This window comes from Streptomyces sp. KMM 9044 (genome assembly GCF_024701375.2).
Lineage (GTDB): Bacteria > Actinomycetota > Actinomycetes > Streptomycetales > Streptomycetaceae > Streptomyces.
This window is the reverse complement of sequence record NZ_CP113910.1, coordinates 1,004,315-1,031,266: the sequence shown is the minus strand read 5'-3', so window position 1 is coordinate 1,031,266 and position 26,952 is coordinate 1,004,315. Positions and strand designations below refer to the sequence as shown.

At 71.0% G+C, this 26,952-nt stretch carries 32 protein-coding genes and 1 pseudogene; 2 read left to right on the top strand and 31 right to left on the bottom strand.

Going from position 1 to position 26,952, the window contains the following annotated elements; all coding sequences use genetic code 11:
* Positions 1-98: 98 nt before the first annotated feature.
* Genes HUV60_RS04785 through HUV60_RS04745 form a run of 9 tightly spaced genes read right to left on the bottom strand, consistent with a single transcriptional unit; the run spans position 99 to position 6,341 of the window.
* A complete protein-coding gene (locus HUV60_RS04785; protein WP_257852084.1) occupies positions 99-485 on the bottom strand; it encodes an XF1762 family protein in 387 nt (128 codons plus the stop codon).
* On the bottom strand, positions 482-2,272 hold the full coding sequence (locus HUV60_RS04780; protein ID WP_257852085.1) for a type IV secretory system conjugative DNA transfer family protein: 1,791 nt from the start codon (positions 2,270-2,272) through the stop codon (positions 482-484). The genes HUV60_RS04785 and HUV60_RS04780 overlap by 4 nt, the downstream gene beginning before the upstream one ends.
* Before the next feature lie 32 nt (positions 2,273-2,304).
* A complete protein-coding gene (locus HUV60_RS04775; RefSeq protein WP_257852087.1) occupies positions 2,305-3,081 on the bottom strand; it encodes a DUF317 domain-containing protein in 777 nt (258 codons plus the stop codon).
* A gap of 2 nt (positions 3,082-3,083) precedes the next feature.
* On the bottom strand, positions 3,084-3,686 hold the full coding sequence (locus HUV60_RS04770; RefSeq protein ID WP_257852088.1) for a hypothetical protein: 603 nt from the start codon (positions 3,684-3,686) through the stop codon (positions 3,084-3,086).
* Positions 3,683-4,504 (bottom strand): DUF317 domain-containing protein, encoded by an 822-nt coding sequence (locus HUV60_RS04765; RefSeq protein ID WP_257852089.1) that lies wholly within the window; start codon positions 4,502-4,504, stop codon positions 3,683-3,685. The genes HUV60_RS04770 and HUV60_RS04765 overlap by 4 nt, the downstream gene beginning before the upstream one ends.
* Entirely contained in the window at positions 4,495-4,848 is a 354-nt protein-coding gene (locus HUV60_RS04760; protein WP_257852090.1) for a hypothetical protein, read from the bottom strand. The genes HUV60_RS04765 and HUV60_RS04760 overlap by 10 nt, the downstream gene beginning before the upstream one ends.
* Positions 4,849-4,874: 26 nt before the next feature.
* The gene (locus tag HUV60_RS04755) at positions 4,875-5,678 is read right to left on the bottom strand and encodes a DUF317 domain-containing protein (protein ID WP_257852091.1); all 804 of its coding nucleotides are present in this window, start codon (positions 5,676-5,678) and stop codon (positions 4,875-4,877) included.
* Positions 5,675-6,061 carry a hypothetical protein gene (locus tag HUV60_RS04750; RefSeq protein ID WP_030421307.1) on the bottom strand — a complete coding sequence of 129 codons (387 nt, stop codon included), beginning with the start codon at positions 6,059-6,061 and terminating at the stop codon, positions 5,675-5,677. The genes HUV60_RS04755 and HUV60_RS04750 overlap by 4 nt, the downstream gene beginning before the upstream one ends.
* 22 nt (positions 6,062-6,083) lie before the next feature.
* Positions 6,084-6,341, bottom strand: coding sequence for a hypothetical protein (locus HUV60_RS04745; protein WP_269441126.1), 258 nt, complete (start codon positions 6,339-6,341; stop codon positions 6,084-6,086).
* Positions 6,342-6,430: 89 nt separating this feature from the next.
* Here HUV60_RS04745 and HUV60_RS04740 point away from each other — a divergent pair, with 89 nt between their 5' ends.
* The gene (locus HUV60_RS04740; protein WP_257852093.1) at positions 6,431-6,676 is read left to right on the top strand and encodes a hypothetical protein; all 246 of its coding nucleotides are present in this window, start codon (positions 6,431-6,433) and stop codon (positions 6,674-6,676) included.
* Positions 6,677-6,761: 85 nt separating this feature from the next.
* Here HUV60_RS04740 and HUV60_RS04735 read toward each other — a convergent pair whose 3' ends face one another.
* From HUV60_RS04735 to HUV60_RS04650, 18 genes and pseudogenes are all read right to left on the bottom strand, one after another.
* Positions 6,762-7,154: a hypothetical protein gene (locus HUV60_RS04735; RefSeq protein ID WP_257852094.1), complete on the bottom strand. Its 393-nt coding sequence runs from the start codon at positions 7,152-7,154 to the stop codon at positions 6,762-6,764.
* A 71-nt stretch (positions 7,155-7,225) separates the two neighbouring features.
* Positions 7,226-7,984: a hypothetical protein gene (locus HUV60_RS04730; protein ID WP_257852095.1), complete on the bottom strand. Its 759-nt coding sequence runs from the start codon at positions 7,982-7,984 to the stop codon at positions 7,226-7,228.
* 25 nt (positions 7,985-8,009) lie between these two features.
* Positions 8,010-8,714, bottom strand: coding sequence for a hypothetical protein (locus tag HUV60_RS04725; RefSeq protein ID WP_257852096.1), 705 nt, complete (start codon positions 8,712-8,714; stop codon positions 8,010-8,012).
* Positions 8,715-8,727: 13 nt separating this feature from the next.
* Positions 8,728-9,576, bottom strand: a complete 849-nt coding sequence (locus HUV60_RS04720) for a relaxase/mobilization nuclease (RefSeq protein WP_257852097.1) — start codon at positions 9,574-9,576, stop codon at positions 8,728-8,730.
* Positions 9,573-10,385 carry a hypothetical protein gene (locus HUV60_RS04715; RefSeq protein ID WP_257852099.1) on the bottom strand — a complete coding sequence of 271 codons (813 nt, stop codon included), beginning with the start codon at positions 10,383-10,385 and terminating at the stop codon, positions 9,573-9,575. Before HUV60_RS04715 ends, HUV60_RS04720 begins: the two co-directional genes overlap by 4 nt.
* 8 nt (positions 10,386-10,393) lie before the next feature.
* Positions 10,394-10,831 (bottom strand): hypothetical protein, encoded by a 438-nt coding sequence (locus HUV60_RS04710; protein ID WP_030421300.1) that lies wholly within the window; start codon positions 10,829-10,831, stop codon positions 10,394-10,396.
* 100 nt (positions 10,832-10,931) lie between these two features.
* Complete coding sequence (locus tag HUV60_RS04705) at positions 10,932-11,450, bottom strand: hypothetical protein (RefSeq protein ID WP_257852101.1); 519 nt, start codon at positions 11,448-11,450, stop codon at positions 10,932-10,934.
* Positions 11,451-11,631: 181 nt separating this feature from the next.
* Complete coding sequence (locus tag HUV60_RS04700; protein ID WP_257852103.1) at positions 11,632-13,431, bottom strand: VWA domain-containing protein; 1,800 nt, start codon at positions 13,429-13,431, stop codon at positions 11,632-11,634.
* Positions 13,428-14,570, bottom strand: a complete 1,143-nt coding sequence (locus HUV60_RS04695; RefSeq protein WP_257853123.1) for an AAA family ATPase — start codon at positions 14,568-14,570, stop codon at positions 13,428-13,430. The genes HUV60_RS04700 and HUV60_RS04695 overlap by 4 nt, the downstream gene beginning before the upstream one ends.
* Before the next feature lie 193 nt (positions 14,571-14,763).
* On the bottom strand, positions 14,764-14,985 hold the full coding sequence (locus HUV60_RS04690) for a hypothetical protein (protein ID WP_189906652.1): 222 nt from the start codon (positions 14,983-14,985) through the stop codon (positions 14,764-14,766).
* Positions 14,986-15,022: 37 nt separating this feature from the next.
* Positions 15,023-16,213: pseudogene (locus HUV60_RS04685) on the bottom strand (hypothetical protein).
* Entirely contained in the window at positions 16,210-16,668 is a 459-nt protein-coding gene (locus HUV60_RS04680) for a hypothetical protein (protein ID WP_257852104.1), read from the bottom strand. The pseudogene HUV60_RS04685 and the gene HUV60_RS04680 overlap by 4 nt, the downstream one beginning before the upstream one ends.
* 38 nt (positions 16,669-16,706) lie before the next feature.
* Positions 16,707-17,813, bottom strand: a complete 1,107-nt coding sequence (locus HUV60_RS04675; RefSeq protein ID WP_257852105.1) for a hypothetical protein — start codon at positions 17,811-17,813, stop codon at positions 16,707-16,709.
* Positions 17,806-18,549 carry a glycosyltransferase family 2 protein gene (locus tag HUV60_RS04670; RefSeq protein WP_257853125.1) on the bottom strand — a complete coding sequence of 248 codons (744 nt, stop codon included), beginning with the start codon at positions 18,547-18,549 and terminating at the stop codon, positions 17,806-17,808. Before HUV60_RS04670 ends, HUV60_RS04675 begins: the two co-directional genes overlap by 8 nt.
* 43 nt (positions 18,550-18,592) lie before the next feature.
* Entirely contained in the window at positions 18,593-19,090 is a 498-nt protein-coding gene (locus HUV60_RS04665; RefSeq protein ID WP_257852106.1) for a hypothetical protein, read from the bottom strand.
* A 136-nt stretch (positions 19,091-19,226) separates the two neighbouring features.
* A complete protein-coding gene (locus HUV60_RS04660; RefSeq protein ID WP_257852107.1) occupies positions 19,227-20,294 on the bottom strand; it encodes a hypothetical protein in 1,068 nt (355 codons plus the stop codon).
* A 23-nt stretch (positions 20,295-20,317) separates the two neighbouring features.
* Positions 20,318-21,091, bottom strand: coding sequence for a hypothetical protein (locus HUV60_RS04655; protein ID WP_257852108.1), 774 nt, complete (start codon positions 21,089-21,091; stop codon positions 20,318-20,320).
* Between the two features lie 22 nt (positions 21,092-21,113).
* Positions 21,114-22,043: a hypothetical protein gene (locus tag HUV60_RS04650; protein WP_257852110.1), complete on the bottom strand. Its 930-nt coding sequence runs from the start codon at positions 22,041-22,043 to the stop codon at positions 21,114-21,116.
* Between the two features lie 616 nt (positions 22,044-22,659).
* Here HUV60_RS04650 and HUV60_RS04645 point away from each other — a divergent pair.
* Positions 22,660-23,622 carry an IS481 family transposase gene (locus HUV60_RS04645; protein WP_257852112.1) on the top strand — a complete coding sequence of 321 codons (963 nt, stop codon included), beginning with the start codon at positions 22,660-22,662 and terminating at the stop codon, positions 23,620-23,622.
* Here the strand turns inward: HUV60_RS04645 and HUV60_RS04640 are convergent.
* From HUV60_RS04640 to HUV60_RS04625, 4 genes are all read right to left on the bottom strand, one after another.
* Positions 23,594-24,082, bottom strand: a complete 489-nt coding sequence (locus HUV60_RS04640; RefSeq protein ID WP_257852113.1) for a hypothetical protein — start codon at positions 24,080-24,082, stop codon at positions 23,594-23,596. The two genes, HUV60_RS04645 and HUV60_RS04640, sit on opposite strands and share 29 nt — an antisense overlap.
* Positions 24,083-24,285: 203 nt before the next feature.
* Positions 24,286-24,711, bottom strand: a complete 426-nt coding sequence (locus HUV60_RS04635; protein ID WP_257852114.1) for a hypothetical protein — start codon at positions 24,709-24,711, stop codon at positions 24,286-24,288.
* A gap of 84 nt (positions 24,712-24,795) precedes the next feature.
* Positions 24,796-25,302 carry a hypothetical protein gene (locus HUV60_RS04630; RefSeq protein WP_257852116.1) on the bottom strand — a complete coding sequence of 169 codons (507 nt, stop codon included), beginning with the start codon at positions 25,300-25,302 and terminating at the stop codon, positions 24,796-24,798.
* Between the two features lie 111 nt (positions 25,303-25,413).
* Positions 25,414-26,928: a VirB4 family type IV secretion system protein gene (locus tag HUV60_RS04625; protein ID WP_257852117.1), complete on the bottom strand. Its 1,515-nt coding sequence runs from the start codon at positions 26,926-26,928 to the stop codon at positions 25,414-25,416.
* Between the last annotated feature and the right edge of the window lie 24 nt (positions 26,929-26,952).

The window sequence follows — 26,952 nt, the reverse complement described above, 5'->3', positions numbered from 1 at the left end:
CCGTTGATGTGCAGGAACGGAGCCGGTCAGAGGGCTTCCCACAGCAGGCGGGTGACATGGTCGTTGCCGTGGCCGGCTCGTGGGCGAGACGGGGTGTGTCAGCCGGCGCGGGGCGGCCGGCTGGCGATGACGCGCCACCCGGCGCCGCGCAGTGATGCGCCGCTCTCGCCGTCCTGCGTGTAGGTGACCAGTCGCCTGTAGCCGAGGGCTTTCGCCGCCCGCCACGCGGCACCGTAGAGCAGTGAGTTGGCGTTGCGGGCGCCGTCGGTCGCGGTCCGGGTGACTTCGAGGGTGGCGCCGTCGTCCAGGTGACGGGCCACCGGCCGGCCGACGATGGCCACGGCGCGCAGCGTGCCGGTCTCGTCGGCGGCGCCGACCGCGAAGATCTGTCCCGCGGGCGGCGGGTGGTGGCGGTGCCAGGCCCGCACGAAGTCCTTCGCCTCACGGGAGCGGACCGGTGCCAGGTGCAGCGGGGTGTCGCTCACACGGCTTTCCTGAAGTCGGACTGGGTCGGCGCGTGCTTCGCGACGGCGCGCGCGGTGATCGCCTTCGACGCGCGGGCGGACGCCGCGGACAACTCCTCCGCTCCCGGCTCCCGGTACCACGGCCGCAGGTCGAGCATCGCGGCGCGCATGCCGGTGGCGAAGCACAGCGCGGTGCCCTTGGGCAGGGCACGGATCGCGTCGGCGGGCAGGATCCGCTCCTGGCGCATGCTCACCGAGGTCGACTTCCCGGACTCCGAGTGAGAGGTGGACGTGGTCTCCACGTCGTGGTCGCCGATCAAGCGACTGAGCTTGTCCGCGAAGTCGGGGTCATCGATACCAGAGCCGATGACCTTGACGGTCGACGCGGACCACATGGCGTCCATGCCCGCGTCTCCCCAGACCTTCTGACCCTGGCGGTAGGACTGGAGGATGGTGATCGGGATGATTCCGCGGCTGCCGAGGTGGGAGTACAGGTCCGGCAGGTCGCTGATCTTGCACACGTTGGCGGCCTCGTCGAGGATCGCCAGCATGGGCGGGTCCAGGCGTCCGCCGGCGCGTTCGGCCTGGGCGGTGGCCGCGCGCATGATGGAGTCCGCGCACGCGGCGATCAGTGCCGAGGCCCCGCCTCCGCCGTCCTTGCTCAGCAGGAACAGCGTGTCGGTGGAGGTGACGAACTCCGAGGGGCGGAACTCGGGAACGTCCTTCTGCGGGGTGACCCAGGCGGCGATCTCGTTGTTCAACAGTGCGGCGGCGTACTGGCGGGCGGTCTCGTAGATGCCGTCGCGCGTCTCCGGGGGGCCCTCGACGGTGCCCTTGAGCTGTGCTGCGACAGCGGCGAAGTCATGGTCGCGGAGGATGTCGAGCGGGGTGCGGTCGGCGGGGAAGGCGAGCCACTGCATGATGTCGGTGATGGGCCGCTCGTCGAGCGCTGCGGCCAGCAGCAGTTGGGACAGGATGTTGCTGCCGGCCTTGGACCAGAAGTCGCCCTGCTGGGAGGCGTCCACCGAGGCAGCGAGGAAGTGTCCGGCGAGCCGGTTCGCCCCGTCCAGGGTTTTCGCGCTGGCGAGGGGGTTCCACCACATCTCGCGTGCGGCGTGCGCGATCTGCTGCGGGTCCATCGACCACACCTGCCCGACGCGGGAGCGGGCCTCGTATGTGGCGGTGAATGCGTCGCCTGCGGCCTTGTTCGAGGTCAGGAGGACGGGGCCGGGCGCGGCCAGCATCGAGGGGATGGCGAGCGAGGTGGTCTTGCCCGAGCGGGGCGCCATGATGGCGACGGCCACATCTTCGTAGCCCATGCGCACCTCGTGGCGGGTGTTCTGCAAGTTGCCCAGGAGGATGCCGGTGTCACGGGCTTCGATGTGCTTAGCGTCTTTCAGGCTCGGACGCAGCGAGCGGGCCTTGTCGGTGATCGCCTTGGCCATCAAGGGCTCGATGTCCCTGGCCTTGGCCATGCCGGTGATCTTCTTCCGGCCGCCGCCGCGGTTCTTGTGCCGGAGCCACAGGGCGACCACCGTCACCCCGAGAGCCAGGAGGAGCAGAACGGGAACGATGCGTGCCCCGATGAGCAGGGCGTTCCCCCCGGCCTCGGGCCAGACCTGCTCGGGGCGAAGCAAGGCGTTGGTCGGCTGGTAGGGGGCCCAGCTGCCTCCGGTGAGGGAGGCGGTGAGGTTGCCGCACAGCCAGGCCAGGTGGGACAGGGGGACGACGACGGCGAGCACGCCGAGCAGGAGGCGCAGGACGAGGTCGTATCCGTCGGTGTTGCTGCTGGAGGAGGAAGGGGGCAAGGGCTAGGTGCTTCCAGGCGGGGACGGAGGGATCAGCGCAGGCGGTGGCGCTCGGCCTGCGGCCGTTGCGGAGGATGCGTACTCGTCGCCGGCGGGCCGGATCGGCGTGCGGCGAGGGAGCGGATGCGTTCTTCCAGGGCGCCGGCGACCTGCTTGGCGGGTACCTCCCGGGGAGAGAGGGTGATGAGGTCCGGGTTGCGAGTCGGGAGGCTGGAGGGGCCTGCGGTGCGCGGCACCGGTCGGGGGTCGGTGAGCGCGGCGGTGAACGCGGTGATCAGGTGCGGTGGGGTGTGCTCGCTGAAGTGGGCTTGCCATAGGAGAGTCCGGAAGTCGCGGAGGGCGGTGTCGACCCACCAGGCTCCGGTTGTCTCGTCGGCCTCGACGCGGACGGTGCCGTCGGGTGAGGCGAGCCGGTGGTGGCTGTAGGCCGGAGACCAGCCCGCTGTCAGAAGCGGTTCCTGCGGATCCCAGTTGTCTGCCTGGCCGGCAGTGGGGTCGGTCAGCGCATCGGTGAACGCAGCGATCATTTCGACGGGGGTGCGGGCATCGAAGCAGGCGAACCAGGCGGGCCGGTCCGGCGCGGGGGCGTGCTGCAGAGTCCACCACGGTCCGTCGGGGTCGGGCTCCAGCCGCAGGAGGGCCTTCTGGTCGGGGCTGGAAAGCAGGACGCGGGGCATCAGGGGGTCGTGACCGTAGCTCCAGCCGCAGGCACGGTGGAGGGGGACGGTGATCCAGGCTGGATCGCCGCCGCCGGCCAGGTGACGTGGGGCGATGTAGGAGATGTCGACGTTGGCGGGGCCGTCGGGCATGGTCACCGTCCCTTCGCGCCGTGTCCGCTGCGCCGGGATGTCAGGGCGGGGAGCTGCGGGTGCTTCGGCCGGGACGGTGCTCGGCGTGCGGCGGCCTGGATGTCGAGGATGATGTGGCCGTGGCAGGCCCAGTCGTCCAGATAGCTCCAGCACTCTGCGTGGTGCTCGTCCAGCGCGTCGACGTACGCTTCGCTGCCCGGTCCGGCGCCCTCGGGGAGCTGGGCCCGGGTCTGGTGCCACTGTGCGTCCAGGGTGTCGAGGTGGCTCAGTGCCTCCTCCAGGATGGTCAGTTGCCCGGGCCAGCTGTCCCGCGTGAGGTGTGCGGGCAGGTGCTGGAGCTGGAACCGGGCGGTGGCCAGCAATTGGCGGGCGCCAGGGCGGATGCCGGCGAACGCTGCGGCGGTGTCTGCGTCACGGACGGCGGCCCGGCGGCCGTAGGCGTCCTCGTCGAAGGGCCAGCCGTCCAGGTCAGTGTTGAACTCGGTGAAGGCGTCCCAGGACGCCAGGATCCGTTCACTGTGGCGCAGGTAGCGGTTGAGGCGCCGCAGTGAGGTGCGGCGGCCGTGGTTCGTGGTGCGGGAGATGGAAGCATCCTTTGAGGTCAACGGCGGGCGGCCGGCTGGACGGCGGTGGTGGGCGCCGGGGCTGTCGCGGGGGCGGTCTGCTGACGGCGCCCGGCGCGGGCCTGTGCTCGGATCGTCTTCACCCGGGCGGTGTGCGCGTCGACTACCTGCTGTGGGCGCATCGGACTAGGCTCCTGGACGGCTCGGTGGTGAGCGGTGCGGTCGAACATGCCGCGCTGCAGGGGCCGGAGGTCGGCCAGGGCACCGAGGAAGGCGCCGACCAGGTGATCGGGAACGTGCTCGTCGAGGTAGGCGTGCCAGATCCGCGGGCCCGGGAATGATTCGTCGCTGTTTGTCCTGACCTCGATGTGCCAGGACGGCCGTTCATGGAACTCACTCATGGGGCGGTGTTCGATGCGGCACAGCGAGTCCGGAGAGAGCGCTGTCCCGGCATCGTCGTGCTGCCAGCCTGCGCTGGTCACCGGCTGCCAGGGGTTCGACTGGGGTGAGGATGGTGCGATGAGGGCGTCGGTGAGGCCGGCGAGGACCTCGGCTGGCACGAGTTCACCGAACTCGGCGTACCAGCCATGGTCGTTGCCGCCGGGGGCGGCCCGCAGCCGCCACCAGACGGAGGTGGCAGACTGCGGGTCGAACTGCAGGCGGTAGCGGTGATCGGGGCTGGCCATCACGATCTCGGCGCTCAGCGGGTCGGAGACCGTGGCCCATCCGGCCGCGGCCAGGCCATGGGTGACATGGCGGGCGTCGCCCGGACCGGCGAGGTGACGAGGGCTGGTGTCGAAGGGGATCTGCCCAGCGTGCTTGTCGGCGAAGGCGTCGAGCTGGCGCTCGCTCAACGGCACCGGCTGCACCCCTGCTCGCTCTCGGCGTCGTCGTGCAGCGCGCGCAGCTCGTCCAGGACGTAGTGGAGGATGTGCTGGTCGGTCTGCTCCCAGGCGGCGGAGCGCAGCTCGGCGATCAGGAGGTCGACGTGCGCGGTGCGGGGGACGGGCTGGTGCTCCTGGATGGTACGGGCGAGGGCACGCAGGGTGTCGGCGAGCTGGACGGGCAGGCCCGTGTACTCGTCGAGGAGCGGCTCGACGAGGGCGAGGGCTTCGGCGGGGTCGGGGCTCTCGCGCAGGTACTCGGTGACGTCCGACAGCGTTTCGGTCAGGGTGCGCAGGGATTCCGGGGTGGGGGCGGGCATCGGGCTCCTTGAGACGGGGACGGAGGTCAGCGGCGGGTCCGGGCGCCGCCGGCCGGGGTGTAGGGACGGGCGGTGGTGCGTGGCCGGGTGCTTCCGGCGGTGTTGCGAGCCCAGGTAGCGGCGCGGGCAGCGGTGATCCGGGCCTGTTGCCACGCGCTGAGCTGAGAGGGCTTGACGGAGACCGACCAGGTACGGATCTGGGCGCTGTGGGGGACGCGTCCGCGTGGGCGCATCACGGGGTCCGGGCCGGCGAGTTCGGCTGAGAAGGCTTGGACCAGGTGCATCGGTGTGTTCGGCGTGAAGTGGGCAGTCCAGCCGTTGCCCTGTTTGTCCTGCGCTCCGGTCCACCACATCGCCGAGCCGTTGACGCCCTGGTGGTACTGCATCCATGCGGTGCCGTCGGGGCTGGTCGCCGTATAGTCCTGGCCCTCGAAGCGCGTGTGCCAGTTCTGCTCCTGCAGAGGTGCCCAGGCGTTGGGGGCGTGTGCGGAGCGGGGACGAGTGAGGGCGTCGGTCAGACCGGCGACGATCTCCACCGGAGTCTGCCGGCCCAAGTGCGCAGACCACTCGGCGTTCGCCCCGTTTGCCCGGCCGTGAATGGTCCATCCACCGGGCAGGACGTAGGGGTCGTAGGCGACACGGACGGCGCGGTCCGGGCTCTCCATGAGCAGCGGGCCCCCCGTTTTGGACTTGTCTCGCCAGCCCGAGGCGCGCAAAAACTCCGAGACGTGCCGGACATCGCCCCCGCCGGCCAGGGCACGGGGCTGGACGAGGTAGTGCTGCTCGGCCTGCTCGCCCGGCCCCCAACCCTGCCACTGCTTCTTCTTCACCGGCGCCGCCGCACGACGAGCGGTGCGGGCGCCGGGGGCTTCGCCGCCGCAGTGGTGGCGGGCTGGGTGCCGACGCGTTGAAGGGTGCCTTGGTGTTCGTCCAGGTCGAGGGTGATGTCGTGTAGTTCGTTCGCGGCGCGGCCCAGAGCGAGCCACACCTCCGCAGGGAGAGTGCCTTGCTCGGCCTGGTCCTTGGCGAAGTGGCTGCCGGTGGCGACGAGGCGGGTGACGCCACCGAGGACTCCGGCGTCCGGGTCGAGAATGCGGGCGATGACCTGCGCGGCCTGGGGCGGGGGAAGCTGAGAGAGATGGTCGGCGAGCTGGCCGAGCTGGCGGGTGATCTCGTCGGCCAGCCTCACCAGGTAGGGGGCGGGGTGGGACATGCTCCTCCAGGGCGGTGGACGGTCAGTGGTGGTGGCGCTGCCCGACGTGCTGCGTCTCGGTGAGGACGGCCTCCGGGCGGGCGCCGGCCAGCGGGGCGGCGTGGTCGGGGCCGGTGGGAATGCAGGCGCGCAGATAGCGGCGGAACAGGGCGGTCGCGAGGCGCGGCTTGCGGCGGTGGCTGATCGGCGGGAGGGTGCGGGCTGCTACGGGTTTCTCCAGGAGTCGGGGCGGGGCGGTGGGCGGCCCCGACGTGGTGCCGGGGCCGCCCGGGTGTTGCACGGGGTGCGGCGGACCGGTGCGGAGCGCGAGGGGGAACTGGCGGGCACCGGATGCTGCGGGGCGGAGCGGGCTGCGCGCGCCCAGAGGCGGTGCACAGCCTGCTGGTAGAGGGCCTCGTCGAAGACCTCGGGGTCGCAGTTGACCGTGTATTCGGCCAGCATCAGGGCGGGGATGACGCGATTCGCCAGGCGCTTCTGTTCCTCGGCGCCAAGGTGGTCGGGCACGGTGTGCCAGATGTAGAGCGGCTCGCCCGTGGGGTATGCGTGGCGTTCGAGGCCGAGCTGTTCCAGCAGGTTGTGGAGCCCAGCGGGGCGCCGGCGGGAGTGTCGGCCTGAATGGTGGTCGTCAGGGCCTTGATGTAGATCTCGACGTCCGTGCCGTACTCGTCGGCCAGGTTGGCCATACGCTCCTTCTCCGGGGTCAGCGGCGGCGGGATACCGGGGACTGCGCGCGACCCGGTGCCGGTGCGGTGGCCGGTGGCTGTGTCAGGCGGGCGGCGTGGTTGCGGGCGTGCAGGATGACGCTGGCGGCTTCGCGCAGGGAATGGGCGGTGCTACCGAGCCGTGCGATGGGCTCGGGTTCCTCGCCGGGCGCGGCGCAGTGGAGATCACTGGCGGTGATCCAGGCGCGGACGATCACTTCTCTGGTCAGGGCGAGTAGGGCGTGTGAGGCGGTGGTCGCCTTCAGGCGCTGCTGCTCGATGGGCAGGCCGTGCGGAAGATGGTGGTAGTCCCCGCGGGGCCCGGGAGCGGTGAGGAAGCCGCCGGTCCGCTGGAGGATGTCCGCTGCCTGCTCGGGGCCCCCGATGGCCACGACCAGGCCGGTGCAGGAGTCCTTGGTGATGGTGACCTACTCCAGAACCCAGAAGTCGGGCTCCGTCTTGTTCATCGCGTCCTGGTGGCGGGTTTGCGGGCGCCGGCGGGGGCCGGCGGCATGGATGCCGGGGCTGCGGTGGGTGCGGTCCGGGATGCGGGATGCTGGAGGGCGGTGCCGATACCGAGCGCGTCGAGCTGCGGGCCGATCTCGCGCAGCGCACGTGCCTGCGACTGGGTGTCGTTGCCCTCCAGGCGGTAGATGCCGCTGTGCGGGTCCTGGACGAAGCCGTGGGCGGCGAGGATCGTGCGGGCCCGGTCGTCGGCGGGGGCGGTGGCGACGCTGCCGTCCGGCTGCCAGGTCAGGACGACCCGGTCCGGCTGGGAGGGCTGGATGCCGTCCAGAGCGTTGTGCCGGACCTGGGCGAGCGCACGGTCGTAGCGGACGAGCAAATCATTTGCGACCTGCTCGGCGCCGAGGAACGGGTCGTCGGTCAGGACGATGCCGTTGGGCTCGGGGACGGCATGATACGCCTCATCGGGCAGGGCGTGCGGGGCGACGGCGGCGAGGAGGAAGCCGTCGCGTTCGTCGTGCCGGTCGATCAGGACGAGCTGGGCGCCGTCAGGGCGGCTGAGGACGGCTGCCTGCTGCAGGGGGTGTTCGGCCAGAGAGGCGGCGACCAGGTCCAGGTCCCAGATGCGGCTGGTGAGTTCGGCGAGGTCGTCCTTGTCGTCGGCTGTCAGGTGGGTACTGGTCCAGGTGTCGGGGAGTTCGCTGGCGAGGACGTCGGCGTAGGAGGCGAGGCGCTCGGAGGCGCTGTGGTCGTGCATGGTGTCCTTGGGCGGTTGCAGGGGCTCAGCGGCGCAGGCGGGTGGCACCGACGGGTGGCGGTGCCGGGACCGGCAGTGCACGCGGCGAGGGCGGGCAGGCGCACACCGCGGAGCGTTCGGGCTCGTGGTCGGGGACGTGTTCGGCGCAGGCGCGGCGGCCGGGGTGAGGGGCGTGCCGGTCGGCCAGCCGTTTGCGGGTGTGCGCGAGGTCGGAGTGGATGACGCGGACGTATGCGTCGGCGAGGTAGCGCAGGCGCCGGGCGGTGTGCGGATCGCTCGCGTCGCCGAGGCCGTCGAAGAACTCCGCCAGGGCGCGAAGGGTTTCCTCGAACCCGGCGAGGACGCCGTCGTGGGGCGCGGTGAGTTCGGTGAGGATGTCGGCTGCCTCGGCGGTGTCGGTGGCCTCGCGGAGGCGTTCGGCGAGGTGGGAGACCGAGGCGCCGAGCGTGGGATAGCGCGCGGGGCGGGCTTCGGTGTCGAAGCGCTCATCGCAGTCGACGTGGTACCCGACGGCCCGCAGGCGCCCTACGGCCTCGGTGGCGAGACTGGACTCGTCCGCCTCGGTCAGGCCGGCGGGGGCGCGGTGGTAGGTCTCGTGGAGGCGGACGACAGCGACGAATCCCGCGCGTTGGAGAATGCTGTGTGCCTCAAGGTCGCCGCCGCGGGCGAGGAGTTCGCCGAAGTGCGGGCCACGGCGGATGTCCAGGAAGCGGTCGGTGGTTCGGGGCAAGGAGACGTTTCTCCTACGGAGATCTGTGGGCGGCGCGCTGGGCTGCGGCAGGTGCGGCGGCGGCCCGCGGCTGGACAAGGTGGGCCGCAGCGGCGTCCAGGTCCTGCTGAATCGCATGGAGGCGGGGGACGATCAGCTCCAGACGGTGCGCCGTGTCCGTGCCGGCAGCCCCCGGCTGGCGGGCGATCCGGTAAGCGGTGTGCTCGACCAGTCCGCGGACCGTGGCCAGCGGGCCAGCCTGCTCGTCGGCGAGCTGCGTGAGGACGCCGGCGAGCTGCGACGATGCGGTCGGGACCGTACGGGCAACGGACCACTGCGTGGTGCCGGTGCGGACGGGGATCAGGTTCAGGTCCTGCTCGATGCGGCGCGCTTCACCGGTAAGGCGTTGCCGGATGTCGGCGGGCGGGGTGCGCCAGGTGCCGTCGAGGTGGATCAGGTTGGCGAGCAGATCCAGACGTCCGGGCTGGCCTTGGACAGCGATCCACCGCCAACCGTGCTCCGCGGCGCCGGGTACCTCGATACCAGCGGCCCGTGCGAACCGGTGGGCAGTTTCGGACCACTCGGGACCTGTCAGCTCCCGGTCGTCCGGGTGGAGCCGGACGTCGAGATGGAGGATCGCATGCCGGTCGTCGTCCGGGCTGGCAGCGAACGGATGCTCCAGGTAGGGATCTTCGAGGTGCTCGGCCCACTCAACGGACGTCCAGGTCTTCTGCTCGTCGTCCGGGGTGTAGTAGTCCAGGCCCGGCCAGTGGGCGACCACGGTGTATTCCGTCAGGCCCTCGTTCGGGGAAAGGGGCCGCCCGAGCGCCTCGGCCAGCGGTTCGCGCGGCGAGTGGGCCCTCGCGTGCAGGCGGGGGATCATGACGGCACCCCGCTCGACGTGCGGGTGGGTGACCGGTGCTGATGAAGGCCGCGGGCTGCACAGATCAGGGAGCGCTCGCGGACCAGGTCGGCGTGAACCGATGTGTCTCCCGGCGGAAGACAGCCGATCTCCCTGTCGATGGCGCCCAGCCCTTCGTCGTACCGGTCCATCCGGCGCAGCGCCCCCGCCACGCGGAAGAGGACGATCGGGCCGGTGCCGGTGCCGGTGCCGGTGCCGGTGCCGGTGCCGGTGCCGGTGGCGAGGGCGGGCCGGGAGCTGAGGGCCAGAAGACGCTCCGCACCCTCGTCCAGGTCCTGGCCGAACCACAGCCCGTGCAGCAGGACGTGCAGTGTTTTGGGGTGCTCCTCCGCCTCGGTGAGGACCTCGTCCATGACCGTCAGGCCCTCGGGGCGGGACTGGCCAAGCAGCGCGAAGGCGTACAGGGCGCGGGTGTAGCAGTCCAGCGGCTGACGTGTGGTCTCCGCGAGGTGCTCGACGAGACGTTGGAGGGTGGGACAGCGGAAGTCGAACCGAAGGGCGCTCAGGTACAGATGCACCATGGTGCGGGCGGTGATCGAATCACGGTCCGTTGCGAGGACATCCTCCGGGGACAGCAGCCCCAGGACGCTGCGGCCGGCTGACCGTGCCGCCCAGGCGGCATCCGCGCACACCGCGGCTGAAGTTTTCCAGTCGGCCCGGATGCCGCGGAGATCTTCGGACAGGCGCAGCGGCCAGGAAGGATCGACCGGTGTTGCGGTGGCTCGGGCCCTGGCCTTGTGGAGCGAAGCGGCACGGTCGGGGCGGTTCATGGGGGGAGTCACTGGCCGCCCCTGGTGTCTGCGGTGTGCACGAGCTGGCCCAGGGCGGTGGTGGTGTACCAGCCGCAGTCGATCAGCTCGTCGTGGCCGGCGAACCGTGCGAGGAGGGTGTCTTCCATGGCCCGCAGGTAGATCAGGCAGTCCGGGCAGCGGCGCGAGAGGTGCACGAGGTAGCGGGGGTGAGCGGTGACGTAGGACTGGGCACCGCCGGTGGGATCACGCAGTCGCCATCCGTCCTCGTCGGTGGGGGTGTGCCAGGAGGGGGCGACGATGCGCATGGAGTCTCCCCACAGTTCCCCGCCGGCCACCCCCTTGAGGACGACGACGGTGTCCCCGGCCTGAAAGTGGGCGTGGGTGATGTCGCGGGCGGGCGTGAGCGGGTCGGGGGTGAGGGCGGTGACGGGGGTGGGTTGATGGTCCCAGGACGGAGGGAGCACGCGGTTCCTTCCACGCGATGGCTGGCGGGGTGGGAGCATCAATAGTCCGGAGGAACGCCGGTTTGGCTAACCGGCGTTTCCCGGCTATGTTGCCCCGCCGTCAGCGGAACGGGTTCTCCGTCCCGCGGTCCGCCTCGGTGGCTGCGTCGAGGAGTTCGACCAGGTCAGTGCCTTCGGAGTCACGCTGGTCGATCCACCACCCTGCACGGCTGATGGAGCGGGCTTTCTCCTCCAGCTCCGCCCAGTCCGCCTCGTCCCAGCTGCCCTCGACGACCAGGGCGGTGTGCGCGGCCGTCATCAGCTGATGGCGGGAGCGCTCACCCCAGTCCAGGGCCTTCTCCGGGCCCTCCAGCTGCGGCATGTCGAACTGCTTGGCCCAGGTGGCGGTTGCCTCCTGCTCCTCGGCGCGCTTCGCCGCGAGCCACTCTTCCTTGGACTCGGAGTCGGCGTCGCGCGCCGCCTTCCAGCAGTCGGTGCAGTCCTTCGACGCGAGCCAACGGGCGAAGCCCGCCCGCTTGTCGGCGGGGCGGTTGGACAGGTCATGATCTACCCGGTGGGAGCAGGCGTGCTCCACGATCCAGTGCGTACTCACCCCCGGGGAATTCCGTTTGATGGGCATTACGTTCGAGGTCGGGATGCTGGTCTGGGGCTTCAAATCGAGTGCCTTTCGTTGACGGTTGGGGTGGTGGCCTGCGCCGTTGCGGAGGGTCGTGCATCAGATGCACGATTCACGCGGCGGACGGAATTGGTCTGGAGTTCTTGGCGGTGGTCTCGGGGACGCTTCAGCCTTCTGCGTCGTCTCAGCGTGTCCTGCGGATGGCGTCTGTGGCCGCCTTGGCGATGGCGACGGGAGCGCTGGAGGGCTGGGACAGGTGCAGCAAGGTGGTTCCCGGCAAGTGGCGGGACTCCGCGGTGAGGGTGAGCTGGAGTACGGCGCAGCCGGCGGTCGTGAGCTGCTTGACGCGGGTGACGGCTTGAGCGGTTTCGTCGCTGCCGTACCGGGCGTCGGTGACGATCACGAGGAGGCGGCCGGCGCCGGGGCGGCTGAGTTCGAGGCCGTGGTCGAGTGCGTCGATGGCGTCGCCGAGGTTGTGGTGGCCGCCGGTGGCATCGAACGTCGTCACGTGCTCTGGTGCTCGGTGGGTGGGCCGGGTCAGTGCGGTCAGGTGCCTGTCGTAGGCAATGGTGGCGGTACGGGAGTCGGGGTCGGTCAGGGCTGCTGCGCGTGCCACGATCCAGGCAGCGGACGCCACGGGCGCGCAGGCGGCACGCATGGAGCCGGAGACGTCGACGGCGATCCCCACACGCAGCGGTGGGGTGGGGGAGTTCCGGCGGCGGGTGTGGGTGAACGGTTCCGCGGTGGGGACCGACCCGGCCGCGCGCTGAGCGTCGCGGGCGAGGGCCGCGCGCATGTTGAGGCGGCCGGGCGGGGTGGGGCTGGTGGTCCGCTCCTCGGTCCGCTCGCGGTAGGCGGCGGCACGCAGGGCGCGGCTCAGGCGCGCGGCGGCACTCTGCTCGGCGGCGGTGGGCCTGCGGGTGCCGGTGACCGGGTTGCCGGAGGGCGCCGGTGTGCCATCGGGGTTGACGGTGGTGCCACGGGCGTTGAACACCGACTTGGCGGTGGCGGCGGCTTTGCGTCGCTGGTCGGCCCGCTGGGCGCGGTCCTGAGCCTGCGCCTTGGACCGCGACGCCATGGCGCTGGCCGCTGCGTCCTGTGCCGCGAGATCGGCCGCGTCGGTGGCTGCCGTGCTGTCCATGACGACCCCCACGGAGCCGGACAGTAGATCGGAGAGGCCCTCCGGCACGGGCAGGGCGGGGGCCGCGGCGTCCAGAGCGTCGCACCATTCTTGACCGCGCGCGAGCATGGTCGTGGCATCGTGGTCGGCGCACTGGTGAGCTGCGGTCCAGATGCGGGTGAGTGTAGCCAGCAGGTCTGCGCCCAGCACCCTTTCGCACAGATCGGCGACGGCCCGGGTCTCGCCGGCGTCCAGGATGCCGACGTCACGGCGGCCGAGGATCAGGGCCGCCACGGCGGCGGCCTGCTCGATGCCCTGGAGGGTGGGGTGGGCGATGTCGGGCATGACCAGGGTTCGGGCACTGGTGCGCAGGTACGTGCGGTCCGTGGGCCGCGTGATCAGGTGTGCGCCTTCGACGCGGCTCTCCTCCAGTAGGAGCGCGGCCTCGACGACACGGGGGTTCGCTCCGGCAGGCTGTGTCCAGACGGAGTGGGCCGCGTGCGCGGCCTCGTGGACGAACACTCCCCAGGCGGCGGGATACCGCTCCTCGTCGCCTACGATCCGCGGATGAATCTCGTGGGGCTGGAGGGGGGCGAACAGGCGGGCGTCGAACTCGACCTCGCCCAGGGTGGGGAAGAACGCGGCCGGTGCGCCGCTGCGCGTGCCGGGGCGGCAGGTGACGAGGAGGTCGTTGCGGCCGGAGAGTTCGACCAGCCGGTCGCCGAGTTCGGCTCCCACGCGCAGCCACGCGGCCGGGGAGGAACGGGGTTGCGCGGGCGGGGCGCCGTCGTCGTCCCATCGTGCGAGGTCGGCGTCGTCGTCCGGCGTGGTGGCGGGGGACTGGACATGGTGGTGGGCGCTCATCGCGGGCGACCCCGGTGTGCGGAGCCGGTATTGCCTGGGGGCTGCCGGGCGGCCGAGGCGGGGAGCTGCTTGCCGAGGGTGAGAGGAGCGATATTTTTGACGCCGACAGCCTTCATGACGGCGTCGGCGACGGCATCGCGATCCTCCACAGGAGCGATGCCTACCAGGTTCGCGAGCGCGGCCTTGGTGCCGAGGACGGCCTCGGTCTTCTGGTAACTGAGCAGTTCCCGCAGTTGGGGGGCCCAGCCCAGCTCGCCGAGTTCGACCTGACGGGAGAGGTGTCGGGCGACCCGGACCACCCGGGCATCGATCCTCAAGGCCAGGGCGAGGTCATAGTCCGTGCCGATCTGGATCTGCACGCTGAACCGGCTCGCGAGCGCCTCCGTCAACACCGCACCGTGGACGCCGGGATTGTGGCCCGCCACCACGTAGAAGCCCGGCTCGGCCTTGATGGTCTCGCCCTTGTGGGCCTTGACCTGGATCTGCCTGCGCCCGTCCATCGCGGGATACAGCGCCGCCAGGACCTTCGGTGAGATCAAGGTGGCATCGTCGATCAGCAGGGCGCGGCCCTCGGTCATCGCGGTGACCAGCGGACCGTACTGGAAGACATAGGCTCCCGCGTCGTCCTGTGTGTACTCGCCGATCAAGTCGCCGACCGTGGTGTCGCCGTCACCGGCGACGGTGAGCAGGTCCGGGAACGCCGCCTCGACCAGACTCGTCTTGCCGGTGCCCGGAGGGCCGTAGAGCAGCACCGGCACGTCGGCGTCGCGCAAGCGATTCAACGCCTCGACGTCGGGCAGATCGGCCAGCTCCCGGGGGTGGTAGAGCTGGCCCCCCGCGCGGCGGATCGGGCCAGTCTGCCTGGGCGTGGCTGCTGCGGTGTAGGTCGTATGGGCCGTGGCCGCCTGAGCGCGGGGAGAGTGGGTGCCCGGTGGGCTGATCACAGCCCTCTGCGCGGCTGCGGCGGTTTTCCCGTTCGCGCGGAACTCCGGTTGTCCGGTCCCGCTTTGGTCGGCCTCGCCGCGTCGCACCAGGGTGAGCGCGGCGTTGCGGACGGCGCCGTGGGAGTGGCCCAGCTGCCTGGCCATGTCCCCGATAGTGAGCTTGTCCGCCGGCCGGTCGGCCAGCAGCCGGGCCACCTTGGCCCGGAGCTCGCCGCCCTTGGTGCGCGCTGGTCTGGTAGGCGTTCCGGGTGTGGTCAAAACGAGGTCCCTTCAACAGGTGTGGGCGAGCGCGGGGTTGGCGATGAGCTGGAAGGGCTGGCCGCCCGCGGTGCTATCACGGGCTGTGCCGATATCGGCGACCAGCCCAACCGGGGCGTACCGTCGGCGCTCACCGGCCGGCCGAGGGCTCGGTCCAGGTGCACGGGATGGCCGACGACGAGCAGCTCGCTGGCTGCCGAGCAGGCCCGTGCGTCCGCTCCGTACCGGGTTCCGTCGCTCGGCAGGCGCAGCCTGGCGTCTCTTCGAAGCCGTCCTGGAGCAGGATCCGCCGGGCGGCGGCGTTGTAGCCGGTGGTGGTGATTTCGCCGGTGATGGTGTGCCGGATCGGCATGAACGGCTCTGCTGGTGCTTCGGGCAAAGCGAATCTCCTATCGGTGGCGGGCGGTCATGCTGGCGCGGGGCGGCGGCGGGGGCGGTGTGGTGTCCACGGCCGGGCGCGGGCGGGTGCGCATCACGGGGGTGCGGTGCGGGGGCAGGACGGCGACGGTCGCCCCGAGGTCCTCGGCTGCCTCTTCGACTTCGCGGGTGAGGACTCGATCTGCCGGCCCAGAGCTGAGAGGCGGGCGGCGATCTGGCGGCCCTGCACGGTCTCCAGGGCGCTGGCGAACTGGCCGCTCGTCTCCAGAAGTTCCTGCAGGCGGACCATCGGGCCGGCGGCGTAGCCGCGCTGGACAGCTCCCAGGAGAGCGTTCGAGGCGTCACCGGCACTGTGGCCTTCGACGACGTCGCGGATGAGATCCTGCAGGGACAGCGCCGGGGCCGGTGCCGGGCGGTTGAACCGGGAGATGTCCGAGCGCAGCACGCCGGGCGGGACCGGAGCGGGCAGGGCCTTGCCCGCCTCGTACTCGTGGGCGAAGTGCCCGATCACCTGCCAGCCCGGTACGCCCGGGTCGCCGCGCAGCGCGACCACTGTGGAGTCGTCGTCCTCGACCAGGTAAGCGAGGGTGATCGGCTGTCCGTCGGCGGCGTACCACGACTCGGTCAGCTCCAGCGCGCCACGCGTCTGCGCGGCCCGGGCCCTGGCGGTCCACAGCTGCTGTTCCTCGTCGGTCAGCGGAGCCCTGTGGTGCTGGCCGTCGCGCTGGTCGGCGAGGTTGCTGGCGATCGGGCTGTGGTCCGCCCAGGCGGTGAGATGCGGCCACAGGGCCGCGTGCTGAGCGCGCTCGGCGGGGGACCCGGGCGCGGCGGGCCGGTCGAGGGCCCTGCGGATTTCGGCGGCGGAGGATGCCAAGCCGTCCAGGACGGCCCGCCACCCGCTCAGGTGCCGGGCAGGCGGCAACTCGTCGAGCGCGAGTCGGGCGGCATCGAGGAGAGCCTCGGCGTGGGGGGGCGAGGCGGGTGGCGTACGCCTCCAGCGCCGCCTTGTCGCGGTGGGCTCGTGCGGCTGCGGCGGCGTCTGCGTGGACGGTGCGGCCGTGGCGGTCGCGTGTCATGTGGAGGGCGGCATCGGTCTCGCAGTCGATGACTGCCATTCGCAGCCGGAAGTCGCGTGCCTTGCTGGCCAGTGCGGACGCTGTCGGCAAGGGGCTGTCGGGGGCCGGGCTGTTCGCGGGTGTCATCGGGATCGTCCGCCGGCTGCGGCCGTCAGGTGGACGGTGGGAGCGTAGGTGGGCTTCGGCGGGATCGGCCGGGCCGACGGAGGGGAGGTGGTGGGCGGTGTGGAGCGCTGCGTCGTTCGGCCGGCGGCGGCCTGGGCGAGCCGGCTGCGGCGCTCCTGGAGTCCGTGGGGCCGGACGGGGCGCGGCGGGCCGGTGGAGAGGGCCGGGTTGAGGCGGATGTCGGCCTGCACGGTGTAGCCGTGGCGGCGAAGGTCGTGGACGGCCTGGCGGGTGCGTCGGACTCCGTCGCGCTCGGGATCGCTGAGGCGGTACAGCCCGGGTGCACTGGGGACGGGCTCGAATTGCTCGCGCTCCAGGAACCAGTGGGCGAGGTGCTGGGGAATCGAGGAGGTGAAGGAGGCGACGAAGCCGTGTTCCTTGTGGTCTCCGAAGGAGAAGTGGGTGCCGGGTTGCAAGGGAGCGGGAGTCTCCAGTCGTTGTCGGGGTGGAGCGGTCAGTGGCTGCGGTACGCCGACCGGGCCGCGGCGAGGGGGCGGGCTGGGGCTGCGACGGGGAGGGCCGGGCGGCGGTGGGGTGCGCTCAGGCGGGCCTGGCGCAAGAACGCGTCGCCGTCGGTCAGCCAGGTCTCGATCGCCGGCCACGCGCGTACTCGGCGCTCCTGCTCCGGTACGGCACCACCGTGGACGATCTCGTCGAGCAGGGATTCGGCATCGATCACGGCGTCGGCCAGACGGGAGAGGGCTGCGGCGTCGTCGGGCCACGGGCTGGTCGCGGGCCGGCACCGGTCGAGAAGCGTCGGGGTGTGGTCGACGAGGGTCAGGAAACGGCGCCAGGCGTGGTCGAGGAACAGCTCCGTCGAGGCGCCGAGGGCAGCGGCGCTCAGCGGGGTGGCGTCGCTGTAGCGGCCGGAGGCGTTCATGGCCTGCCAGGTGTCGTGCTCGCAGCGGATGTCCCCGAGCACGGCGGCGATGGCCGCCGTCTGGCGGGCATGGACGGCCTGCTCGTAGGCGGGAAGGTACCGGTCGGTGAGGGCCTGGGCAGCCCGCCCGGGAAACGGCGGCAGGACGATGCTGCGCGGAGCGTGGGGATCGCCGTAGCCCCCTTCGAGCCCTTCCGGCGAGAAGGCGCCCACCAGGTAGTCGAGTTGCCGGCCGGGCCGCTCGATGAACAACAGCGTGGTGCCCTGCGCCGCGTCGGTGAGGACCGCGGCGTAGGGGATCCGTTCGCTCTGGACGGCGCGGCCGAGGTCGCCGCTGTCCCAGATCCAGGGGACCAGGTCTTCCTGCCAGGCCGGGTGCGCATAGATCTCGACCGAGGCGTGCCACTGGCCGGGCAGCAGGCGCGCGAGGTCACGGGCGGCGTCGCCGATGAACCGGCGGCTGCTCGTGTGCACGCTGGCGCGGTGCCGCTTCGCGCACGTGACCAGATCGACCACGGTGGTCTGGGTGCCGCCCGTGGGCAGGTGCCAGACCCCGTCGTCGTCCCGCTGGAAGCCACTCTCCGCGAGGGCGGTGTGCGCCCACGGGTACTGCTCGCCCGAGGCGATGGCGACGATCCCGGACTCCCGGCTGTGCGACAGGACGATCTGCGCCTCAGCCACGGACCAGGTCCTCGCCACCCTGCAGGACGGCGCGCAGGCTGCGCCCGTACGCCCAGGCGTGCTCCCGGGCCGCCGCCTCCAGCTGGTCGTACCCGACCTGGGCCGTCATCTGTCCGGGGTGCTTGCGGTACCGGTACACAGGGGCCGGCAGCAGGATTCCGGGTGCGAGCGTGGTGACGCCGAGGGCCGCGCAGTAGTCCTCGCCCTGGACGAGGCCGCCCATCGGCGCGGCGCGCACGAGGTCGGTGCGGGCGAGGATCGTGGTCGGCCCGATGGGGATCGTGTCCGTCGGCGACTTCCAATACGTCCAAACGTCGCCGGCCTCGTGCCGGCCGGGCGGGGCGGGGCAGCGCCACAGGCGGGTCGAGCCGTCGGGGTACTGGTCCTCGCTCCACCCCGCGCACCAGCCGACCCCGGTGGACTCCAGGGTGTCCAGCCGTACGGACATGGCGTCATCGGTGAACTCATCGTCATCGTCGGCCCAGTTGACGTAAGGGGTGCGCACGTGGGTGAGGGCCAGGTTCCTGGCGCAGGCCGCGCCGACCGGCCGGGGCAGGCGCAGTGTACGGATGCGGGAGTCCTGCGCGAGCGGGGCCGGCAGGCGTTCGGGTGCGGTGCCGTCGAGCGCGATCACGGCCTCCCACGGCACGGACTGCCGGGTAAGACTGGCGTGCATGGCGGTCAGGTAGTCGAGGCGGTCGTCGCGCAGACGGGTGGCGATGACGACCGTAAGCAGAGGAGCGGGCAGGGAAATCTCCGGCAATGAGAGGCGGTGAGGGTCAGCGGCGGGCAGCCGTGCGGGGCCCGGTCGGCGCTGCACCGGCAGCGGACCGCGGCGGGCGCGTGGCGGGCGTCCGGCGTGTGGTGATGGCGGGCCAGTGCGCCGGGTGGTCGCTGAAGGGGGTACTGGGGTCGGTGTCCCAGGCGACGAGGGGGCCCGTGCCGGTGTGAGCCATGCTGATCACTTCGATGCCCTGCGGATGCAGGATGTAGCCCCACTGCATGCCCAGTTCGCCGGCGGTGGTGTCGGTGACCGTCATGCGCACCGGGGGCGAGCCGTCCGGAGTGATCAGGTGATCGAGGGTCCGGCTGGGCCAGTGTTCGCCGCCGGTCAGCGCGGCCACGAGCGTGGGCGGGGCGTCATCGAGGAGATCGGTGCCGAGTTCGTCCCAGCCGACGGTGATGTCGTCGATGAGGTGCTGGGCCATGGCCTCGACGTCACGTCCGAACTTGTACTGGTAGGCGGCCAGGAGGAGCGGGAGGTGGTGGCTGGGCACGCCGTCGAGCTGGACGTGGATGCCGCTGTACCCCGCACCGATGGTGGGTCGGGCGATGAAGGAGTGTGTGGACAGGGAGTTCTCCGGAGCGAGCAGAGGGATGCCCGGCGGCCGTCGAAGTGGCGGGCGGGTGCGGCTACGCGCGGTGCGACCAGGAGGCGACCGGGGGGCCGGAGGCGTCGGTGCGGGCGCAGGTGTAGCCGATCAGGCGGGAGGGTTCGGCCTTTGCGGGGACGGTGGCGGCGTCGTTGCACACGAACGTGTACCGGATGGACATGCGGGGCACGTCGTGGAGCCAGGCCCGGTCGCCCTTGCCGGGGTTGAGCTGCAGGCCGGAGTGCGCGACGGCGTCGGTCTGGGTGTGCGTGTGGGAGAAGAGGATCAGCGCGCCGCCGTCTGCCGTCTTGAGAGCGTAGGCGTCCGTGAAGCGATTGTCGGTTCCGTCGAAGACGCTGGTTCCCTTGTCGCCGAAGCGTGTTGCGGCATCACTGTGGACCTTGACCTGCCGCTTGCTGGCCTTGGTCGACGCGAACACCTTGCTTCCGGTGTTCGTGCCTCCGGTGGTGAAGTTGTCCAGCACGGCAGTACGCAGCAGGTCGGCGTCGGCGGCCAGATGCTTGTTGTCGTTGGCGGCGACAGCCGTCGCGTATCCCTCGCGGTCCAGGGCGACGTCGGGCAGCTTCTGGCTGTCGAGGTCGACGACGGACACCATCTCCCAGCGTTTGTGCTGGGGCTGTTCGGCGAACACGACCAGTCGCGAGGGGGCCTTGTCTTTCTCGCTGGAGAGGGCGGCGGCGAACCAGCGTTCCTGCCCTGCGGCCAGACGGGGGATGTACAGCTTGGCGCTGGCGAGCTCGTAGGACCAGGGCTTGTACGGCTCGCGGTCCTTGGCGGGGAGTCCTTCGGTCTCGGTGTAGTCCGAGACAGACATCGCGTACAGCGGACCGTCCTCGACGGTGTCGAGCAGGCGCCGGTTCCGGTCGGCGTTGGCCTCGTTGTTGATCTTTGAATAGCGGGTGATGACGTCGCGGGCCTGGGCGGCGCTGAGAGAGGGCACGGGCTTCGCGGCGGTGTCGGCGCTGGGCGTCTTACGGGCCGGGGCGGGGGCGTCTTCGCCGGCGCAGCCGGTGAGGGTCAGGGTGAGGCAGACGGCGCTGGTGAGCAGCGGCAGGGAACGGCGGGCAGTGCGGATAGGGGGCTCCAAGGACCTGCTGGGCGAAAGGGGGATCAGCGCGTACGGCTGGCCGTGGACGTGATCTTCGCTGATGCCGGCGGAAGGGCCGAGCTCGTGCTGGGCGCCGAGTGGCGGAGGTTGACGCCGATGCCCTTGGCCGTGAGCTGCTGGACCACGCCGTGGACGCGCAGTGCGCGACCGCTGTCCCCGTACGCGGTGGGAAGGAGAAACGCCGCTTGGTGCGGGTGGTACTGGAAACCGTGGGCGTACAGCGTCATGCGGGCATCCACCGGCACGCTCTCGTACGGTGCGCCAAGGGCTCCGTCGCTGTACAGGGTCAGGGTGAGGACCTGCTCGACCTGCGGCGGGCCGGACCGGTACGAAGGTTCTGGCTGCTTGGCTGCGTTCGTGAGCACTTGCTGCAGGGCGCGCTCATAGCGGGGCAGCACCCGCCGGGCGACTCGCGCCGCCGCACGAGCGGGATCTCGGGGAACGGCTATGCCGTTGGGTTCCTCGACTGTGCCGAAGTGGTAGGGCTTGATGTGCGCGCCGACGGGGACGAGCGGCGCGACGACGAACTGGTGCGGGTACCGGGGCCGGTCGGTCACGTACAGCCGCTGGCAGGACGGCCCGTGGAGCACGGCGTCGTGGGTGAGGACGTACTGGCTGACGATGTACTCGACGTGACCGGCGTCCCAGAGCTGCTCGGTTAGGGGAAACTGGCCCGCATACTGCGCGTGGCGCTGATAGTCACTGGTCCAAAGGCCCGGCAGACGGTCGGCGAGACTGGCAGCGAAGGCGGACAGGTCGGTGCGGGATGAGGACATGTGTTCCTGGAGGGCGGAAGGGCTACGCGTCAGCGTGTGTGCCGTGGTGGTGCCGGCGGGAGGGCTTGCGGCGGAAGGGACGGTGCACGGGCCGGGGCGGAGGACAGCCGCGGCGCGGGCGCGAGCGGGGTGAGGGCCCGCATCCGGTCCTCGGCCACGTGCAGAACCTCACCGAGGTTACGAATCTCCGCGGCGGCATCAGCGAGGTCGTAGGAAGGTCGAAGCCGTCATCCTCCTCAGCTTCCTTGGCCTTCTCCCCGGCTGCTTCGAAGAACTCGCCAAGCTGCGCCAGCAGGCCATTGATCGGATCCAGAATCTGGTGCAACAGGGCAGCGGCATCCGCGTGGGACTCGGCTCCGTTGAGGCGGTCGGTCAGAGCGCGCAGCGCGTCGCCGTAGACGTAGACGGTGGCACGGTCAGACGGGCCGGGGACATCCCGGGTGTGGGGCTGGGGCGTCGTTCGAGCGGGGTGCACGTGAGAGCTTTCCTGGGGCAGGACGGGGTGTGGGAGCAGCCCGAGCTGGGCAAGGCGCTGGTCGATCGCCTCGATCAGGGGCGGCGCGCTGCCTCCATAGAGGGCTTCTGGACGCTGGCGCGTACCGGTGCTCTCAGAGGAGGCCGAGTCGTAAAGGACCTCGAACAGCGTCTGGTCGTCGGGGTGCTCACGGGTCACGATCCAGCCCTCGGCATCTCCGGGCGGGCGCTCGGAAGACGGTTCCTGCGGCGGACTGATGACCAGGTAGCTGTCGTCTGGGAGCGCAACGCGCACGACGTAGGCGCTGAGCCCGAACTCGATGTCGCACACCAGGCCGCGCGCTCGCAGCGGCGTCGTGATGTGCGCGTGACGACGCCACAGCTCCTGCCACCACGGCGTGTTCACGTTGCGGTGGTCGGGAAGCGGCGCGAGCGGAACAGCGCACGCGTCCGCGGCGTGTGCCTTGTCAGCGTCCACGGCTTCTCCCGCGGGACGCCGGTCGGTGTGGCCGAGCTGGCTGGCAAGCGAGGTCGGCTTCCGGCTTCGAGTCCCGACTGCAGTCGAGTTCGTACTCGTCGCAGGCTGCGATCAGGTCGTCTTCCATCTGCACTTCACGGTCGGCGAGCTGCGCCATGAGGTCGTCGAGTTCGGCTCGGCGGTGCTGGTCTTCGGCCCATTCGGCGGCTTTCACATGAGGGGGGCGTTCCAAGAGGACTCCGTGTGTGGACGAGTAGGGGTGAACGATGAAAGCCGTCCGGAATCGGGTTCGCGTGCGGCGAGCGGTACGGGGCTGCCCGTTGAAGGGCTATCGACGGGGCGCATTGCCGGGGGCCGGAGGAGCGGGCGGCAGCCCCATGGCAGCCGCAGGCTCAGCACTTGCCGGCGCGGTGGGGGTGGGGGCCGGGTCGTAGGCAGCACGCAGCCTGATCAGGCCGGCTTCGTCGACGATCGCCAGGACCGACAGCGCCCGGCTAGCTGTGCTGTCCCGGGACGTTGGTGACGGGCGACACGCCTTGAGCGGTGCTTGAACGGGTGAGGGCCTTCTGGTTTCGGTGTGGATTGCGAAGTCTGCACCGATGCCCAGGAGGCCCTCGTGTCCCACCGTAATGCCCCGCTGACCCCGACCGGCAGGCTGCGTCTGGCCCGGTGTGTCGTCGAGGACGGCTGGCCGCTGCGGCGGGCCGCGGAACGCTTCCAGGTCAGCCACACCACCGCCGCCCGCTGGGCAGAGCGCTACCGGCAGTTGGGAGCCGCCGGGATGCAGGACCGCTCCAGCCGCCCCCACCACAGCCCGCGCCGAACGCCCGCCCCAGTCGAACAGCAGGTGGTGCGGCTGCGGCGCGAACACCGGATCGGACCGGTGCGGCTGGCCGCCCGATGCGGCATCGCCGCCTCCACCGCCCACCGCATCCTCGTCCGGCACGGCCTGCCCGCCCTGGCCGCCACCGACCGGGCCACCGGCGAACCCGTACGCCGCTACGAGCGTGCCCGGCCCGGCGAGCTGGTCCACATCGACGTCAAGAAGCTCGGCCGCATCCCCGACGGCGGCGGCCACAAAGTCCTCGGCCGCGCAGCCGGCCGGGCCAACCAGGACCGCCGCAACGGGACCGGATACGCCTACCTGCACACCGCGTTGGACGACCACTCCCGCCTGGCCTACACCGAGGACCTGCCCGACGAGAAGGCCGACACCTGCGCGGCCTTCCTGCGACGAGCGGTCGCCTGGTTCGCCGCCCGCGGCGTGACCGTCGAGCGGGTACTGACCGACAACGCCTGGGCCTACACCAAGAACACCTGGCGCGACACCTGCCACCAACTGGGCATCAGCCCTCGCTGGACCCGGCCCTGGCGCCCGCAGACGAACGGCAAGGTCGAACGCTTCCACCGCACCCTGCTCGACGAATGGGCCTACCACCGGCCCTACACCTCAGACCGCGAACGCCAGGCCGCGTTTCCCGACTGGCTGGACTGGTACAACTACCACCGACCCCACACCGGCATCGACGGCCAAACACCAGCCAGCCGCGTCACCAACCTGCCCGAACAGCACAGCTAGCCGCTGTCATCAGCAGGCTCGAGGGGGAACCCTTGGCAGCATCGCGGTTCTCGCGCCGCCACCGGGCGGCGGCGACGAGGTAGTCACTCACGGCGCGTAGCGCGGGCTCGGCGGCATCCAGGACGTGGTCGGTGACCGCTTCGATTTCCGCCGGCGTCTGGGCCGCGGCGAGGGCATCCAGGTACGGGGTGAGGTCGGGGGCGGGCCAGGGCTGGTCGGGCAGCGGATGCGCCTTGCGGAAAGGCTCTGCGTCGCGCCGTGCCCACCGTTTCAGGTCGCTGCGGGTGGTGAGGTTGTAACGGGCGGCGTGGATTTGGTCGGCGTCGCGGCCAACGTTGTCGTAGAGGTCGAAGTCTGGGTCGCGTGGGGTGATGCGGAAGTCCTTCGGGCGGGTGCGGGGATGATGGCGTCGGCGGCAGCGAGTTGCGTGATGGGTGCCAGGCCCGCGAAGCCGTGGCACAGGGACACGTCCGTGGTCGCGCCAAGCTGACCGGGGTCGGTGCGGTCGGCATCAGGTTCTACTGCTCGGTCGGCTCCTTGGCCAGCGGCACGTCGTCAGTTGTGTCCCATGTGCTCGGCTTCCTCGTGCAGCTGGCTGTTGCCGTCGTGGTGAAGGGCAGATGGCGCCCCTTGATGCGGCAGTGACGGGCTGTGGGCGTCCGGTCACCGGCGAGTGAGGCGAGCAGCTGTGGACGGTACGGGCGTGGCATGTGGGTGGGGGGTGGCGGTGGGCTTGTCCGCCGTTACCTGGCGGTAGGCGTTGATGGCTTCCCCGAGGCGGTCGACTGCATCAGCTCGACGTGCGGCGAGGATGTCGATCTGAGTGGCGGAGTGCTGCAGGACGCCCAGGGAGTTGATCGATGTCGTGTCGGCGACGGCGCGCGTCAGAGTGGTGGCTGCTCGCTCGGCGGCATCGGTGAATTGTCGGTGCACGTCGTCCAGGTGACGTGCGGCTCTGCCTACGAGGACAGCCAGCACCAGCTCGGTGCCCTCGTGGAGGAACCTGAGTTCTGACGGTGCCTTACCGAGGGCTTGGCGCACCATCTGGGAACCGGGTGCAGCGGAAGGCTGGGTGGCGGAGGTATTCATCAGGGTTAGTGGTCCTGAGAGTTGAAGGTGATTGCCACGGGGCGGCAAGGCCGGGTGGGCCCGTGTGCGGAAGGCCAGGCCGATTCACGCAGTGTCGGAGTCGAGGCCGAGGTCCTCGAAGGAGCTCTGTCGGTAGCCGAAGACGGACTTTTCGAGCGTGGAGAGCCGCTTACAGTGGAGGTTCTCCCGGTAGGCGTCGCTTCGACTGTTGACGTACTCCTGCTCGTGCGCTTCTGCCGTGGCGGTTCGGACGAAGTTTCGCGAGGAGATGCGGCTCCACTCGGTCATGTCGGTGGGAGTGCTGTCTTTCATCCACACCCAGATGCCGTTGCCGAGCTTCATGATGCTCTTGGGGTGGTACAGCCCATCGGTGGTGCGGTGACGGCGTGGACTGTGGCGTTCCCCGAGGTCTCGCATCAGGGCCTGTCCGGCCTTCTTGATAACCAGGCCGAGCAGTTCCTTATGCGGAGCAAGCCGCTCGCAGAGCGCTTCGAGAAGCTCGTCTTGGTGGATACGGCCGATGTCGGTGGTGACCTGCTCGGCGGCCTCCAGTGCGATCTTCCGGAGAACGGGGTCGGAGGTGAAGTGCACGGAAGGTCACGCTCCTCCCACACCGAAGCCATCTCGGCCAGTGCCGTGGCTGCATGCTCGATGACCTCTCGGGTCACGGCCCGGCCGGGCGGCGCGAACTCGGGGTCGTACTCAGTGCATGCGGGCGTCGGTATCGAAGAGCGCCAGTTCGTGGCTGTGCAGGAGGTGCTGCACGATGAAGGATCGTCCGGCGACCTTCCACAGGCCCCGGCCGCGGTTGAGGTGGGCGATGGCGTCCATCTCCACGGAGGTCAGGCCGAGCAGGGAGGCCGCGGCGTGGAGCTGGTCGGTCTCCTGGCGGTAGATGATCCGGGTGGAGCAGTCCGCCAGGAGGCCCTCGGCCAGGGCACGGCCCTGTGATCCGGCGTCGCCGGCGGTGAGCAGGTCGGACAGCCGGTGGATCACCATCAGATTCGCGATGCCCAGGCCGCGGGAGAGCTTCCACTGGGACTGCATCCGCTGAAGCAGGCCGACGTGCCGCATCAGACGCCATGCCTCGTCGTATACGATCCAGCGCCGGCCGCCGGACGGGTCGGAGAGAGCGGATTCCATCCAGGCGGAGGCGCAGGTCATCGCGAGAACGAGGGCGGTGTCGTCCCCGGAGCCGCCGAGACGGGACAGGTCGATGGTGAGCATCGGCGCGCTCGGGTCGAAGCTCACGGTCGAGGGGGCGTCGAACATGCCGGCCAGGTCGCCGTGGACCAGGCGCCGCATGGCGTGGGCCAGGTCGCGGGCGGCGTCACCGAGCTGGCCCGACATCATCCCGGCGGCCTCGTCGAGGGCGTGAGGGGTGTTGAGGGTGGCGGCGATGTCGCCGAGGAGCGGGGTGCGGTGTGTGTCGGCGGCGCGGGTGACGATGGTGTCGAGGGCGACGTCCAGGGCGGTGTGCTCCATGGGCATCAGGTTCCGTCCCAGGACGGTCCGGGCCAGGGAGCCGAGCAGGAGCAGGCGCCGCTTGCGGATTTCGCCGGCCCAGTCGGCCTCAGCCACGCTCTGTGGGCGCGGGGCTGCGTCCAGGGGGTTCAGGCGTCCGGGCAGTCCGGGCCCGAGGGCGACGGACCGGCCGCCGAGGGCTTCGGCCACCGGAGTCCACTCGCCCTTCGGGTCGCACGGTATGTAGACGCGGTATCCGAAGGCGACTGACCGCAGCGCGAAGGACTTGGCCAGCGCGCTCTTGCCCTGGCCGATCACGCCGGCGAGGAGCAGGTTCGGGTTGGTGAACCCCTCGACCTTGCCGTACAGCGCGAACGGGTCGAAAACGAATGACGCCTCGGCGTGGACGTCGCGGCCGATGTAGATGCCCTCGGCGCCGAGTCCGCCTTCGGCGAGGAAGGGATAGGCGCCGGCCGCGACGGCGGTGGTCATGCGGTGGGCGGGAAGTTTCAGCCGGTTTCCGCGGGCGGAGGCGGGCCCAGGGCGCCCGCTCGGTGGGTAGAGCGAGGCGGGCATCTGCTGCTCGGAGCGGGTGCTTTCGCTCTGGTGGGCACTGGCTTCCGCGCGGGCTTTGGCGGCGGCCTCGGCGAGCTGGCGGCGGGCGGCCTTGCGGCTGGCGCGGTCGGTGCCGTGGGGGGTGAACAGCGGGCTGGCGGACGCGCGGCGGGCGCGACGGGCGGGCCGGTGGCTCATCGGGGGCCCTCGATTCTGCAGGTG